The sequence below is a fragment of the Armatimonadota bacterium genome (genome assembly GCA_028871815.1).
Classification (GTDB): Bacteria; Armatimonadota; Chthonomonadetes; order Chthonomonadales; family Chthonomonadaceae; genus REEB205.
In genome coordinates this window covers 89,929-104,712 of sequence record JAGWMJ010000003.1, presented here as the reverse complement: position 1 = coordinate 104,712, position 14,784 = coordinate 89,929, and the positions used below count along the sequence as shown (strand labels likewise).

13 protein-coding genes are annotated in these 14,784 nt (G+C 61.0%); 9 read left to right on the top strand and 4 right to left on the bottom strand.

Going from position 1 to position 14,784, the window contains the following annotated elements:
- Positions 1-31 precede the first annotated feature (31 nt).
- A complete protein-coding gene (locus KGJ62_04895; protein ID MDE2125908.1) occupies positions 32-1,810 on the bottom strand; it encodes a helix-turn-helix domain-containing protein in 1,779 nt (592 codons plus the stop codon).
- Positions 1,811-1,930: 120 nt separating this feature from the next.
- On the opposite strand from KGJ62_04895, the gene KGJ62_04890 reads away from it, so the two are divergent.
- Genes KGJ62_04890 through KGJ62_04870 form a run of 5 tightly spaced genes read left to right on the top strand, consistent with a single transcriptional unit; the run spans position 1,931 to position 7,862 of the window.
- Positions 1,931-2,518 carry a hypothetical protein gene (locus KGJ62_04890; GenBank protein MDE2125907.1) on the top strand — a complete coding sequence of 196 codons (588 nt, stop codon included), beginning with the start codon at positions 1,931-1,933 and terminating at the stop codon, positions 2,516-2,518.
- 60 nt (positions 2,519-2,578) lie between these two features.
- Positions 2,579-4,183: a glucose-6-phosphate dehydrogenase gene (zwf, locus tag KGJ62_04885; GenBank protein MDE2125906.1), complete on the top strand. Its 1,605-nt coding sequence runs from the start codon at positions 2,579-2,581 to the stop codon at positions 4,181-4,183.
- Entirely contained in the window at positions 4,183-4,989 is an 807-nt protein-coding gene (locus KGJ62_04880; GenBank protein ID MDE2125905.1) for an RDD family protein, read from the top strand. Before zwf ends, KGJ62_04880 begins: the two co-directional genes overlap by 1 nt.
- Complete coding sequence (locus KGJ62_04875; GenBank protein ID MDE2125904.1) at positions 4,976-7,075, top strand: hypothetical protein; 2,100 nt, start codon at positions 4,976-4,978, stop codon at positions 7,073-7,075. Before KGJ62_04880 ends, KGJ62_04875 begins: the two co-directional genes overlap by 14 nt.
- Positions 7,056-7,862 carry an inositol monophosphatase gene (locus KGJ62_04870; protein MDE2125903.1) on the top strand — a complete coding sequence of 269 codons (807 nt, stop codon included), beginning with the start codon at positions 7,056-7,058 and terminating at the stop codon, positions 7,860-7,862. The genes KGJ62_04875 and KGJ62_04870 overlap by 20 nt, the downstream gene beginning before the upstream one ends.
- On the opposite strand, the gene KGJ62_04865 is transcribed toward KGJ62_04870, so the two are convergent.
- From KGJ62_04865 to KGJ62_04855, 3 genes are read right to left on the bottom strand one after another with little or no spacing between them, the layout of a single operon-like run.
- A complete protein-coding gene (locus KGJ62_04865) occupies positions 7,852-8,568 on the bottom strand; it encodes a gamma-glutamyl-gamma-aminobutyrate hydrolase family protein (protein MDE2125902.1) in 717 nt (238 codons plus the stop codon). The genes KGJ62_04870 and KGJ62_04865 overlap by 11 nt on opposite strands.
- Positions 8,565-9,434, bottom strand: coding sequence for a sugar phosphate isomerase/epimerase (locus KGJ62_04860; protein ID MDE2125901.1), 870 nt, complete (start codon positions 9,432-9,434; stop codon positions 8,565-8,567). The genes KGJ62_04865 and KGJ62_04860 overlap by 4 nt, the downstream gene beginning before the upstream one ends.
- A gap of 2 nt (positions 9,435-9,436) precedes the next feature.
- Positions 9,437-10,414, bottom strand: coding sequence for an SMP-30/gluconolactonase/LRE family protein (locus tag KGJ62_04855; protein MDE2125900.1), 978 nt, complete (start codon positions 10,412-10,414; stop codon positions 9,437-9,439).
- Between the two features lie 80 nt (positions 10,415-10,494).
- On the opposite strand from KGJ62_04855, the gene mnmE reads away from it, so the two are divergent.
- The 4 genes from mnmE (at position 10,495) to dnaJ (ending at position 14,772) form a co-directional block, all read left to right on the top strand.
- The gene (gene mnmE, locus KGJ62_04850; protein MDE2125899.1) at positions 10,495-11,916 is read left to right on the top strand and encodes a tRNA uridine-5-carboxymethylaminomethyl(34) synthesis GTPase MnmE; all 1,422 of its coding nucleotides are present in this window, start codon (positions 10,495-10,497) and stop codon (positions 11,914-11,916) included.
- Positions 11,917-11,935: 19 nt separating this feature from the next.
- Positions 11,936-12,967 carry a zinc-binding dehydrogenase gene (locus tag KGJ62_04845; protein ID MDE2125898.1) on the top strand — a complete coding sequence of 344 codons (1,032 nt, stop codon included), beginning with the start codon at positions 11,936-11,938 and terminating at the stop codon, positions 12,965-12,967.
- 152 nt (positions 12,968-13,119) lie between these two features.
- On the top strand, positions 13,120-13,599 hold the full coding sequence (rpoZ, locus tag KGJ62_04840) for a DNA-directed RNA polymerase subunit omega (GenBank protein MDE2125897.1): 480 nt from the start codon (positions 13,120-13,122) through the stop codon (positions 13,597-13,599).
- Between the two features lie 63 nt (positions 13,600-13,662).
- Positions 13,663-14,772, top strand: coding sequence for a molecular chaperone DnaJ (gene dnaJ, locus KGJ62_04835; protein MDE2125896.1), 1,110 nt, complete (start codon positions 13,663-13,665; stop codon positions 14,770-14,772).
- Positions 14,773-14,784 lie beyond the last annotated feature (12 nt).

Sequence of the window (14,784 nt, the reverse complement as noted above, 5' to 3'; positions counted from 1 at the left end):
AATCGAAATTCGTTATGCCAGGCTTTGGAAGTCAGCGTATCGCGCCCGGCTCATCCGCAAGTGGCGGCCACGCGGCCAGTTCCAGCAGTTCCGCAACGGCATCGTCTCTGCCGGCTGCCCGCAGAACTGCAAGCAGCTCAGCGTAGACTGTGAGACACTCCCCATTCTCCATCAGTGTATCCGGCAGACCGGCAATACGGAGTTGTGCGCGCAGCGACTCCAGCATATCGACGCTGCTGCGCAGGTGCTGCTCCTGGGCAGTAGTGTCTCCGCGCCGGGCTGCAGAGGCGGCAAGCAGTGAGTGGCTGCGCCAGATACCCTCCGCAGAACCGATCTCTCGGGCCAGGTCATTAGCCGATGCACCAAGGCGCTCGGCTTCCGGCACATCCGACGCCGCAAGCCGGCTATTTCCTGACCAAACCATCGCGATGCATTCCAGATGGCGAGCTCCCAATCGATGGGCTGCGGCCAGTGCCAGGCTGGCCTGGTGCTCGAGGTCCGCACGATTGGCCTCCAGCGCGGCAAGTCGAGCTAGCCGCAAGCGACACTCGATCTCGCCTCGCTCTTGACGCTGCGACACGGTTACCGCAAGCGCCTGCGTAGCATGGTACCGGGCTTCGTTACGCCTTCGCACATCCGCCGAGTAGGAATCGGCAAGTCCCAACTGGGCATACAGTTCGGCGCGCCGATCTCCGGTAGCCAATGCTTGCGCCAGCCCCTCCTTGCCACATGTGACCGAAGCATCGGCGTCACCAGCGGCGCTGAGCAGAATTGCAAGCCAGGCGTTGGCAAACGCCTCCCGACCACCATCTCCCAGAAAGCGTGCCAGCTGCCGCAAAGCCAATAGCCCACGCCACGAATCGGCCAGCGTCCCGGTGGCGAAATCGCACCATGCGAGGTTGAACCGCGCCTCCAGTCCCTGGGCAGCAATGCCGAGCGATTCTGCATCCACGAGGCACTGTTGAGCCAGTGTTCGCGCGCCTTCAAAGTCACCGCCATCCAGATAGACATTCGTGCGGTTCATGTTCACGTACAGAAGGCCGGTTGCCAGTTCCGCGGCCGAAAGCTCGCCCGCGGTCGCTGCGTCTTCGAGCATCGCCGCTACGTCGTCGAAGCGAGCCATTGCCGTAGCATAGTCGCCACGCATCTCTGCAATTCCGCCGAGCGACAGCGTGCCGCGCCAACGCCCGCTTACGGTCGGACCCGCAGAGGTGCGCACAAACTCCGCCTCGGCGTCAGCGTCCCGACCAAGCGAGATAAGCGCGGCTCCCAGGCACTGGCGCGCCGCGATCTCAGCGCCGGCGTCGCCGGACGATGCGGAGAGCGAAACGGCCTGCGAAAGTGCCTCCACAGCTTCCGGGTATTCGGCCAGAGCGAGCCGGGTGGCGCCAAGCCTGTGGAAGGCGCGAATGCGGGCGCCTGTATCGTTCAGCTGCTGGGCCAGTGTGAGAGCCTGTTGGCAGGCGGATGCTGCCGCGTGGAGGTCTGCAGGCGACTGCTGCGCTTGTGCGAGTGCTTCCAGGGCTTCCAGGCTGGAGCGCAACCGATCTTCAACATCGGGCGGCGGAGTTCGGCGCACGTCTGGGCCGTCATCCTGATAAAAGAGGGCCAGGTCAACGCCACATACCGACGCAATCCGCTGCAGCCGATCGGGCTGAGCCAGAGTGGCCCCGGAGAGATACTGGTAAACAAGCGCTCGAGAGCAACCGACGCGGCCCGCCAACTCTTCAGCCGACATGCCGGCGCGCTCAATCGCTCCCTGAATGCGCAGCCCCTGCTCACGCCTGCCCGAACGCGTAGAAAGATCCATAGTGCGGCGAGCCGCTTCAGCGCTTGCCTGGGGGCAAAGGGGGGTGGCTTACGACAGGGGGATCGTAAAAGCGCTGGCTGGCGATTATTATAGTACCATATGAACCCGGAAGATGCAAGATTGACCGCAACCGAGAAGAAATCATGGAGCTTTGGGCGGCCAGGCGTTGCCGTGCCGCAGAGCGATCCAGCGGCATTCAGGCTGTCGGCGTTGCTTGTTGCGATCGACACCGACCCGCAGGCCGGTGGTTTGTCATGGGCGCAGACTGCCGCGGCAATGAACAGCGACACGAAGGCGCCAGGTGGCCATAGGCTGAGCGGTTTTACCATTCTGAGCGCTGGTTCGCGTCGTACGGCGAAGGGCGATGGCCTGCTTCAGATGTTGCGATGGCTGAGTGGCGCCCCGGAGGAGTTCCTTCACCCGGCACACCCGGCGGAACGCATGGAAATCGCTCTTCTGCAGCACACGCGGTCAAATCGCGTCCTGCGGTTCGATACGTGGAAGCTGCGCAAGCTGTTTGTCCCGCCTGGCCAACAGCGGTCCGAACTGGGACTTCCGCGAAACGATGCAGCCAACGCAGTCCACGTGGATGCGTCAACGCCTAAGCACCTCGCGATCGGCGCCAGAACAGCGTTTCTGGAGGTCATGTCGATGACTCCGTGGCTGCGGCGGCCGGCGGCGGCATCTGTGCATGCGGGGCAACCGTAAAATGGACCCGGCGATATCGCGTTACAGAGTTTACAGAACAAATGGAAGGTTGATCAATCGATGACTACTTCGGAATCTGCTCCTGCCGTGGTCGACGCTCGCGCAGCGGCCGGTACCGCGCAGGGCGGCTCGATCCTGGAGCGCCCATCGGACCCATGCACGCTCGTTATCTTTGGCGCTTCCGGCGACCTGACACACCGGAAACTGATCCCTGCGCTCTACAACCTCTCCTGCGCGCATATGCTCCCCGAACGATGCGCGGTGATCGGATTCGCCGTGTCGCCGATGGAGGACCGGACGTTTCGGGAAGCGATGGAGGAAGCAATCCGCAGCAGCGACGAGGCCGATACATACGATGAAGCCGTCTGCAGCGCGTTCATCAACTCACTTCACTACATCACCGCAGATTTCGAGGGCGCTGCCGGATATGAGGCACTGTCGGCCAAGCTGGAAGAGATAGAAAAGGCACACGGGGATGCGCCAAACCGGTTGTTCTACCTGGCGACTCCGCCGAGCTTTTACGGAGATATAGTTGCCCGCCTGGGTGAGCATAACCTGGTGCAAAAAGGCATCTCCAGCGGCAACGGCTGGACCCGGGTGATTATCGAAAAGCCATTCGGCCACGACCTGGCGACAGCCGAGAAGCTCAACCAGGACATTCATACCGTTCTCGACGAGGAGCAGATCTACCGCATCGATCACTACCTCGGCAAAGAGACCGTGCAGAACATTTTGGCGTTCCGGTTCGCCAATACCGTGATCGAACCGATATGGAATCGGCAGTACATCGACCACGTGCAGATTACGGCAGCCGAAACACTCGGTGTGGAACACCGGGCGGCCTACTATGAGGAAGCCGGCTGCCTGCGCGACATGTTTCAGAACCACCTGCTGCAGTTGCTCTCTACAGTTGCCATGGAGCCGCCTGTGCGATATGCCGGCTCGAGCGTGCGGGATCGCAAGGCCGACGTCCTGCGCTCCATCGTGCCAATCAATCCGGAGAGCCTGACCGACATCGTGGTTCGCGGACAGTACGGTCCTGGCAATATCGACGGTGGTGTTGCAAGCGGTTACCGACAGGAGGATGGTGTTTCACCTACGTCCTACACGGAGACGTTTGTGGCGCTGAAGCTGTGTGTGGACAACTGGCGCTGGGCCGATGTGCCGTTCTATCTGCGCTCCGGAAAGCGGCTGCGCTCCAAGACGACGGAGATTGCCATTCAGTTCAAGCGCGTGCCAAGCTTGTTTTTTCAGTTCAGTCCGGAGGATGTGATCGAACCGAACCACATCGTGATCCGGATCTACCCGGATGAAGGGATATCGCTTCATTTCGGGGCCAAACTGCCGGGACCAACCATGCACCTCCGGCAGGTGGAGATGAACTTCAGCTATGCCACGGCGTTCAAGGCGCAGCGCGCTACGGCCTACGAGACGCTGCTTCTAGATGCGATGCACGGCGACCCTACCCTTTTTAACCGGGACGACGCCGTAGAGACCGCATGGGCGGTACTGCAGCCGATTATGGACGTATGGAGCGCGTCAAGGCCTTTTCAGCCATTTCCGAACTATGCCGCAGGCTCGTGGGGCCCGGAGCAGTCGGAGGAACTCTTGCGCCGCGATGGACGCGCTTGGCGCAACAATCCGGCGCCCGCCCCAGCCCGTTAATGCCGCGGACCGTTGAGATACTCACTGCCGAATATGTGCCGGTTGTTTACGATGCGGCCGGATTCGTGTCGCGGCTTGCGGCTTTCATCATCGACTTCATCATCGAGGTGCTGCTTTGTATGGTGATTGTGGCAGCAATACGGCTGATCGTTGGGGCGTCCGTTGGCTATTTTGCGTTTCTGGCCAATTTTGGCGCTGCCCTGACTTTCATTTTGATCTACGCCGTCTTGCTTGGGTACGGCATTTTTTTCGAGATGTTGTGGTCCGGCGTTACTCCCGGAAAGCGACTCTTTCACCTCCGGGCAATGCGTCGCAGTGGCGGCCGGATCGATTTCCTCTCCAGCACGATTCGCAATCTGCTGCGCTTTGTCGATTTCGGCATACTGAACTTGCCCGGGGGTTCCGTACTGATACTCAGCGGCACGCCGGCGCTTGCGGCAATGTGGTTCAGCAGTGCCAATCAGCGTATTGGCGACTTCGCGGCAGGGACCGTTGTAGTGGCCGATAGGTCGGTCGGCAGCGGAAGCTGGATGCGGCCCGAACGTCCGGAAGCTGCGGTCGCCGCGATGACGCCCTACGTGCATCATCTGGAGCGGCTGACGCCAATCGAGTACCGCCAAATCCGGCAATTCGTGCGCAAAGCCGCCGACCTCACGCTGCCTGCGCGCGCTGCTTCTGCGGCGCGCATTGCTGTACCGATCGTGAGGAAGCTGGAGATCACGCCGCCATTGACATGCCAGCTCGATTACTTTAGCGTGTTGGCAGCGATTGAATGGCAATGGGCCAAACTGCATGGCCTCATCTGACGTTGACGATGGCGGAGGCGACTCGGGCATAGCCGAGGCAGACATCGCTGAGTACGCGCAGATCGCGGTGCACAGCACCAAAACACCTGTGGGTGCGACCCGCCGGCCGGCCAGAAGACGCACCTCCCTCTACATTCTTCTCGCCGTTCTATGCGTGCTGCCATATCTGGCGCTCACGCTCATTACTGCAGTGGCGGCGCACATACTCGTGCCAGGCGGCGAGCTAGCATTTCAGGAGCTTAACCCTCGCTTGCCGGTACCGGTGCTCCTGAATTGGCCGTCGCCTCTCGTACAAGCTGCGGCGATGCTGGCGGATTTCAACCCTGTAGCGCGCGGCGCCTTTAATGCCTGCTGGCTGCTGGCGGCCCTTATTGCCCTTTCGGCTGCCGTCAATCCTAACTTTCGGCCGGTCTCCATCGGTCGAGACGGCTCGAACCGGGTGCACGGCGCTCTCATGATCTCCAGGGGTGCTTTCGGCGTTTGGTTGGTCTCTGCCGTAAGTGTCGCATTTGTGGCTGCCATCTCGCACGTGATATTCCCTGTCCACGGCGGCGCCGATTTCGCCTGGCTTGCGGCCGGCGCGGTGGCCGGCATGCTGGTTGGTCCGGCTGGCGCCTTCGGTGACCCCGGTCAGATCGCCCGTCGCGGTCCTTTGCTGCGCTCCGCCGCGGTAGGCGCGGTGGTCGGCTTTGGCTCACTGCTCTCGATGACATGCTCGGCTCCAGTGCGCCTCAGCCCGCTCTTAGTGGATTACCAGATGCTCGGCACGTTCAATCTGCGTTACCTGCGGCAAATTGCATTTTCGTGGCTTGCCGGCGGACTTTGTACCGCCGCGGCCATCTGTTTGGTTGTCGTGGCGCTGTTGGCGCCTCGCCAGAGTCTGCACAACCGCCTCCTCACGCTGATTGCAGCGGTTGTCTGTGTCGGAGCCGGTGCCTCCATCCGGCAGCCGTTCACGGAGAGTCACCTGGCCTCCAGGATGGATATCACCAGGCGACTGCGCCGGAGCATTCCTGTTCCGTACAGTGCAGCAATACCCGCTTCGGGCGTGCCGGATGGGACCGGTGCCGGCGCCGCGTTCGCTGCAGCCGCCCATATCGCCGTTGGCGCCAGTGACGCCCAACCCAATCGAAGCCTGTTGCTTTTCACCGGACGCCCACAGCCGGTTATAACGTGTCGGGAGAGCGGCTTTACTGAGGACGCCGTAAGCGGCAGTCTGGCATCAGCTGCGGCCACAATGGCGTTCTTGCGGCGGCGTCGGTTCCAAACAGCACTCTCCTGGGAAGCCGTCAAGCAGCTGTTTAATGTTGCCACCATCCATTTCGATGACACAGGCGCAATGAGGGCACTGCTCCTGGATCTGGATAACTCGCCGCACGCCGAGCAGGACGGCGCGACGCTACGCTCGATGCTTTTCACGTGTGCAGCAACTCCGGCCAACCGCGCGATTCTGGACGCCTGGTGTGACCCGCACAGATTCGTAACGTTCAACCGCTTCGCAACACGTATGTATGGTGACCTCTATTTACGCTTCGGTGATACGAAGCTCGCTTTACGGTATTATCGCGCGGCAGGCATGCCCGCGAGTTTTCTCAGCCGTACCGCTTCGCAAAGACCGCTATTTCATCGCGGCGAAGTAAGCGGTAGACTGCTTTTGAATGGTGTCCCGGTTGCCGGCGCCCAGGTTGGCGTGATTCCTGTGCGCTTGAATGGGCTGCCACCAGATCTGGAACCGGTAGTGTTTCGCTCGTTACGCGACGTATTGGCGCCGTATCGCTTCGGGGTGTTTCCTCCCTACCACCCGCGTCCATTCGCGCTCCGTTGGATTGTAAACTCGGTGGTTTCCAACGCGGATGGCAGCTTTAGCGTGAACGATCTGACCGAGGGAGAGTACGTGTTGATCTGCGCCATGCCGCCTCGTTATCGTTTTGCCGTTCCGCTGGACGCGAACCTGCGTTTGCAGACGCCAGTCCGCGCAATGCGGTTTTCTTACGGGCATCCAACTGTGGCGCTTGGTAATGTCCGCCTTTCTGTAACTTCCGCACGCATAAAACCAGGAGGACCTGATGCTGCCGGACCGCGTTGAGCAGGTTGTGGACATGGACGGTCTGTGTGCGCTCGCCGTGGAGGCTGGAGCGCTGGCCCTTCAGCTCTGCCGGAACATGAATCCGGCATTCAAGGCAGACGGCTCATACGTAACCGAAGTGGATCGCGGCGTGGAGGACCTTATCCGCATACGCCTGATGCGCGACTATCCCGAATTCGGGTTCCTCGGCGAGGAGACCGGCCGGAGCGGGAAGACCGACGGACCGCTATGGGCCGTGGATCCGATAGATGGCACCACTAACCTGGTATTCGGCATCCCGTTCTGGTGTGTATCTATTGGTTTGATCGACGATGGCGTCGCGGTGGCTGGGGCCGTTTGTGCTCCCAGGCTCAATACAGTGTGGTCGGCAATCCGCGGTGGTGGAGCATGGCAAGGCAATGTACAGTTCATGTCCCGCGGCCGGACCTCCCTGCATGCGGAGGATACGGTCGGATTCACAAGCGCCGCCATCAAGAATCTGGACACCGGCGCGATGCCTGGCCGAGTCCGTTGCCTCGGCAGCATCGCTCTCGATCTGGTATATGCCGCCACCGGCAGCCTGACGGCCTTGGTTGGCCTGCGCGAGGGCGCTTACGACATGGCCGCGGCTTTGTGCATCGCAGCGGAAGCCGGCTGTGTGGCCGAATACCTGGCCGGCGGCGCATTGGATATCAACAGGATTCTCGCAGAAGGCGCAACCCACGCGCCGTTTGTCGTCGGGCCGGCTGAGACCGTCACCACGCTCCGTGGCCTGTTGGTGGAGCGGTCCGGCCCGTTCAGGCCGTAGCGCCCTCCACGGCGGCGCCGGCAGTGCGGAAGAAGTTCTGAAGCAACTGTGCGCCGGCAGGAAAGCGCGCGGACGCGTCTTCAGGATGAAACTGCAGACCGTACACCACCGATCCGCGGCGGCGCATTGCCTGAATACGGCAATCGGATGTTGAGGCCAGCAAATCAAATCCATCGGGCACGCGTTTCAACTCGCAATAGTGCGACTCAACGAAGGCTGGTTCGGCTATTCCGCTGAACAGCGGGTCGGTTCTGCCCTCCTCGGTTAACTCCATCCGGTATACACCACGTTCCATATAGTATTCGGGATGGTAGTCGGGATTGCAGATCGGTTCGCCGTCGCGTAGTCTGCGCATCGGCTCATCTTGCAATTTGCTTCTCCACAACTGGCCATGCAGCATCACCTTGCCCAGCAGCTGGTGGCTTCCGCAAAGGGCCAATGTTGGCAACTGCGGAGCCGAAAGCCACTCTACGGCCCCTTCCAGTTCATCGGCTGTGTACGCCTCAAACGAACGTGCAAACCCACTCATCACCACGGCATGCGGGCGCAGCTGCGCGATGCGAGCGGTGTCGATTTGGTGATACGGCACTACTATTGCGAGAGCCCCGGATGCCTCCTCAAATCGGCGCGCGTGCCTGGCATAGGTGCCTGCCCAACCCTCCCACTCGTCCGGCTGTGCAAAGCCGATGTAGAGAATCAGTTTCATACGATCGGCGTCACTCCTGCGCTCCTGAAGATGGCGTCCATGGCCGAACCAACGAGTTGGGCCCGATCGGAATCGCTGGGCAATTCGCTCAGCGAGCGCTTGAACGGTTCCGGCGTAACGGGACCGTCGTAGCCTGCGGCGTCCAACGCCTTCAGGAAACCTGCGATATCGATGACGCCGGTTTCACCGGGCAGCGCGCGTGTGTTATCCACCTGGGCATCTATCTCCACGCCAACGGGGGCGTCATTTACGTGCACCATCACCACATTCTCGTTCGTCAAAGCTCGCAGGGATTCGAGTGTGCCATGGGATGTGTACCAATGCCACGCATCCAGCAATAACCCGGTGTTCGGGCTAACATCGTGCGCCAATTCGAGCATGCCCGCCAGGTCGCAGACGAATGGATGCGTGAAGCGCTCCCGGATGGTTAACGGGCCAAGGAACTCTAGAGCCAGCCGAACTCCGCAATCCGCGAGCACCGTCGCAACAGGCGTCAGGCGTTTTAAGTGGAAGTCGCGATTAGCGGAGAAGTCCAGCTCGTTCGATCCAGAAAGTATCCAGGTGCCCGTGCGGAGGCAGCCAACAGAAGCGCAGGCGGAGGCAAGAGACGCAAGCTCGCCCACCGAAACTCGGTACGCATCCTCTTCGGCACGGATGTCGACTGTAAAGCCGAACGCGGCCGGTACAACGCCTGCCGCGTGGAACAGGGACTTGACGCTGTCGGACCCTTTGGCTTTCACACGCGATGCAATATCGCGCGCGTTCAGTTCAAGACCCTGGAAACCGCTTTCGGCGGCCAACTTCAATGCCGTTTCGAGGTCGACTGGATTCATGCCGATGGCATGCGGTGCAAGTGCCTTGTACATCTTTAGTATCCTTGGTCCTTCGGTGAACAGAAGAGTCGGAGACCGGGCGTATCCACGTGCGCTCGCCATAAACATGCCGCACCAGGATCGGTAACGAAGAGCAAATCCATTTGCGGACCCCCAAACTCAACGTTTGTCGGCCCGCCGTCGGAGTTGTGAGCCAGCGGTATGGTTTTGGCGATATGTCCGGAGGTATCCACTACCAGCACCTGGTGGGCGCCGTAGTGTGCAATCCACAGGTTGCCGGCAATGTCCAGGTTCAGGCCGTCCGGCTCACCGTTTCCTGCCGGGGAAAGATCGGCGAACGGCTCCAGATCTCCCAGCGAACCATCGTCGTTAACGCGGAACCGGACGATACGGTTATGCTGAGACTCCGCAACGAATAACACTTTGCCGTCGGCGGAGAAGGCCAGACCGTTCGGAAACGCCATGTCGGCGGCAACTTGTGATACTGTGTTGGCGCCATGAGCGATTCGGTAGATTCTACCAACCGGGTTTGCCTTGCCGGAGCCGCCGGGACAGGTGACGTAGAGGTTGCCATGGGGATCGAATGCCAGGTCGTTCGGCGCCTCCAGCGGCCGGCCTCCGATTGTGCGAGCAACTTCCGAGCAGACGCCAGATGGCTTGATGCGAACAATCGCGTTCCGGCCAAAGTCACACGCTACCAGTGAGCCATCCTGGTAAAAGGTCATGCCGTTTGTCTTTTCGAACCGGAACGTGCCGGTTGCGTCGCCGGCCCGGAACGCGATGGAAGAGTTGTTGTGCAGATCAACTCGGGTTATATAATCGGCACTGCAGTTCGAACAGAACAGAGCGTCTCGGCCATTCCATGCCGGACCCTCGGGAAACTGCAGATTCTCCGCGACCTTTTCAAAGGTGGATAGCATGGCGTGTTTCCTGAAGTGCTGAAAGTGGCGGCCGGATTTCGCCGCAAGTCGGCTGCCCACGGCGGATATAAGCAGCGTGCGGCGACTGATCATGCGGCTCCTCTTCGGCCACTTGAAATGCGGCCGCGCATGCTGCAAATCCTTCTGGTGACCGCCCCCGGACAAATGGCGCGATGAACGGAGGTTTCGAGCTACGCCTTTCGGATACTATTGCTGCAATAGCCACACCGCCGGGCGCGGGTGCGATTGCCGTGATACGGGTAAGTGGTCCGGCAACGCCCGAGATTTGTGATCGCGTACTGGCTCCGCGCGTCGGACCGGCGTTCAGTCGCTCCAGGGCACGTTATGCCAGGCTGGTGACTATTGCGGCAGGCGAGAGTGCTTTAGTGATTGACACAGCGCTTGCCACGCTGTTTCGCGCGCCGCGCAGCTATACGGGTGAGCATTTGGCCGAAATCTCTTGCCATGGCGGACGAGTTGTACCTCAGTCGGTTCTCTCCGCGCTGTTAGCGGCCGGCGCACGCGCTGCCGATCCCGGCGAGTTTACTCTACGCGCGTTTCTCGCCGGCCGCGTTGATCTGGCACAGGCCGAAGCCGTCGCGTCGCTAATTGGCGCCGGCACGGAAGCCGCCGCCAGGGCGGCGCATGCACAACTGGACGGCGCGCTGTCTCGGACCGTTTCCGCAGCTAGAAACAGCTTGCTGGATATAGCAGCGCAAATAGAAGCAGCCATCGACTTTCAGGATGAGGCCGGAGACTTTGAGCACGAGAGTGTTGCCCGCCGGCTACAGCAGACCGGTGCGGACCTTGCCGCTCTTCTCGAGACAGCTCGGTACGGAGCCGTGTTACGAGACGGCATTCGCATTGCGATTGTGGGCCGGCCGAACGCCGGAAAGTCGTCTCTCCTGAACCTCCTGGCGCAGCGGAGCCGGGCTATCGTAACACCAATCGCCGGCACCACGCGCGATACGATAGAACAGGAGGTAAACCTGCACGACCTGCCAGCGACGCTTGTTGATACTGCCGGCATTCGGGCGACGGAGAACGCGGTCGAAGCTGCCGGAGTGAACCGCGCACGGAGCGAGCTATCACACTGTTCCGTTGCTCTCGCGGTTTGCGACATCTCCGGCCCTTGCGGAGTAGAGGACGAGGCGATTGTGAAGTACGCTGCTGCGAGCGCACCGGCTGTTGTCGTGGCGCTGAACAAGGTTGACATCGCTGGCCACGATCACGGCCGGCAAACTGCGGGACGCGTGGCTGATTGGTGCGCCGCGGCGCGCCCGGTATGTGTCTCGGCTCTCACCGGTGAAGGGCGGACCGAACTGATCACGGCGATTGCCGAGGCCTCGTACGGTGGTCACGCGGACGAGCGCCCGGATGGAGCGTTGATTCTGGCGGAGCGGCATCGACTGGCTGTTGCCAGGGCTGCGGCAGCGGTTGGCTCCGCCCAGCAAACATGCCTCGCAGGGATGCCTGCCGACTTTATCGCAATTGACCTGCGCGGGGCTCTGGATGCATTGGGCGAGGTTACCGGTGAAGCCGCATCCGAGGATATAATCGAGCGGATATTCCGAAACTTCTGCATCGGCAAATAACCGGCTATAAGGGAATCCCGTGCGCGCTGTCACCAACCTTGAAAACAAGCCGCATAGCGTGGAGCTTCAGGACCGACCACTGCCGCAGGCAGGTCCCAACGAGGTACTACTACGCGTGAAGTGCGTTGGCGTCTGTGGCAGCGACCTGCATCAGTGGCATGCGTCGCAGTCATGGCCCGTCAACTATCCTGTAACGCTCGGGCACGAGTTCTGTGGCGAGGTCGCCGAATGCGGCTCCGGTGTTTCGCAATTCCGGCCCGGCGACCGCGTCGTGAGTGAAACTGCCGCCGTAATATGCGGTGAATGCGCGTATTGCCGCACGGGCGCCTACAATCTCTGTCCGAAGCGGCTCGGTTTTGGCTACGGAATCGACGGTGCGATGGCGGATTATGTTCGCGTTCCGGCGCGCTGCTTGCACCGCATTCCGACCGGTGTTTCATTTGAGGATGCGGCAATGACGGAGCCGGCTTCGGTTGGCGCCAATGCCGTCCTCGAGCTTTCACGAATCGAACCGGGTGACACCGTCATCGTTATGGGCCCAGGAACCATTGGGCTCATGGCGCTTCAGATGTGCCGGCTCCAATCCCCGGGAACACTGATCCTGTCGGGGCTCTCACGTGATGCCAGGCGTCTGGAGCTCGGAAAGGCGCTCGGCGCCGATATGAGCATAGCCGGTGACACCGTTGACCTTGCCGCGCTGGTTGCAGGTGTAGGTGATGGCCTCGGGGCACACCTGATTGTAGATTGCACAGGCGTGTCATCCGTACTGTCGCAGTGTCTCGCCCTCGCACGCCCGGGTGGCCAGATTACCAAGGTTGGCTGGGGACGCGAGCCGTTCAACGCATCATTGGACCCGCTTGTGCAGAAGGCGCTGCGTTTGCAAGGCTCATTCTCACACACCTGGGCCACATGGGAGCGCGTCCTCGGCCTGATGCAGCGCGGGGCATTGAACCTTGCTCCGATGCGGCGCGTATTTCCACTTGCAGAGTGGCAAGCCGCGTTCGAGGCAATGGACTCCTTGGAAGTGGCAAAGAGCCTGCTCACGCCATAGCGGTTGTACCGGCTTGGCGCTGAAGTGCCTCAGGTTTACGTAGAATCACTTTAGTCCCGGTCAGCCTATTGACACGCCTGCGCCGTTGCCTCCACAATGGTAAGGTTAAGTGGATGGTTGCCGGACCACAACTCGAATAGTTCAGGAGCCCTATGAGCATCTACCCCAATCCGAATGAGCTGGACGCCTTTCCTTCCAAGTTTGAGCTGGTTATTCTGGCGGCAAAGCGCGCACGGCAGTTGAAAGATGGCGCTCCGCAATTGATCGTAACGCAGTCCATGAATCCCCTTACTATCGCTCTGGAGGAGATCGCACAGGGAGCTGTGCGCAGCCGTCGTGTAGAAGATGCCACGGCAATCGCGCACGAGAAATCGCTCAAACCGGCGGAGCCCAGCCTGGAAGACATTATTGGCGCCGGCTCTGTTCTTGGCCTGGATATCGAGATGGATAGCGCAGCGGCACAGGCTGCCGCATTGCGGAGCGCCGATCCCGACAGTCTGGACGACATCGACGACTCAAGCGGAACCGGCTTGCGCATTGCAGAAGCGCTTGGGCTTGGCGAGCCGGATGGATCGGATGAGGAAGAGGAGGATGACGAGTTTCTCTCCGACCTCAACGAGGAGACTGAATAGAGACCGGGCCCGGCTGCCGGTTGGAACCGGCAGCACTTGGGCTAGTCTGCCCCTCCAGTTGTTATGGCGACGACTCCACGCGACTATTACGACGTTTTGGGTGTGGAACGCCATGCAAGTTCAGACGACGTCAAGCGCGCTTATCGGAACCTTGCGAAGAAGCTGCATCCAGATGTCAACAAGGCCGCCGACGCTCCGGATCGGTTCAAGGAAGTCCAGGAAGCCTACGACGTCCTAAGTAACGAAGACCGGCGTCGCAGTTACGATCAGTTTGGTCACGCCGGTGTCAACGGCGGCGCCTCCGGCTTTCCCGGTGACAGTCCGTTTAGCGACATCTTCGACGCGTTTTTCGGTGAACGGACGGCCAGCCGCGGTCCGGCCGGTGGCGCGCGTGGCGATGACCTCCGGGCCGACGTTCGTATCACGCTGGAGGAAGCGGCACGCGGATGCGAAGTTCCGCTGAAGATCTCCAGAATGGAAACGTGTGAGAAGTGCACCGGAAGCGGCGCCAATCCTGGTTCGGCGCCGACGGTGTGCGGATCTTGCAACGGAACCGGCCAGGTAAGGCACTCAACCAACACCATCCTCGGCACGTTCGTTGCAAGTGCAACCTGCCGTGATTGCGGAGGCACGGGTCAATTGATTGCCTCGCCGTGTGATGCGTGTCGCGGTTCGGGCCGCGTCCGGAACCAGAAACAGCGTACCGTGAAGGTGCCTGCGGGAATCGATACCGGCATGCGGCTTCGTCTCGCCGGCGATGGAGATGCCGGCGAGCGAGGCGGGCCATCCGGTGATCTTTACGTGGTCATCTCCGTTGATGATCATGAGGTATTCCGTCGTGACGGTACGGAACTCTACTGCACAGTCGAGATCAGTTTTCCGGTGGCTGCGCTCGGCGGAGTGGTGCCGGTTCCCACTCTGGACGGCGATGAAGAGCTTACCATCCCCAGCGGCACCCAACCCGGAACCGAGTTCACGCTCCGCGGCCACGGGTTGCCAGTGGTACAAGGCAGAGGTAAGGGCGATGAGCACGTGCTTTTGCAGGTGTCGGTGCCCAGGAAACTCAGCGATGAGCAGCGTGAGCTTCTAAAGCAGTTCTCGACGACCCTCGGTGAAGATCCCGGCGAGACCGGTGACAATCGCGGCCTGCTTGGTCGCATCTTCAAGCATTGACGGCCGCGAGTG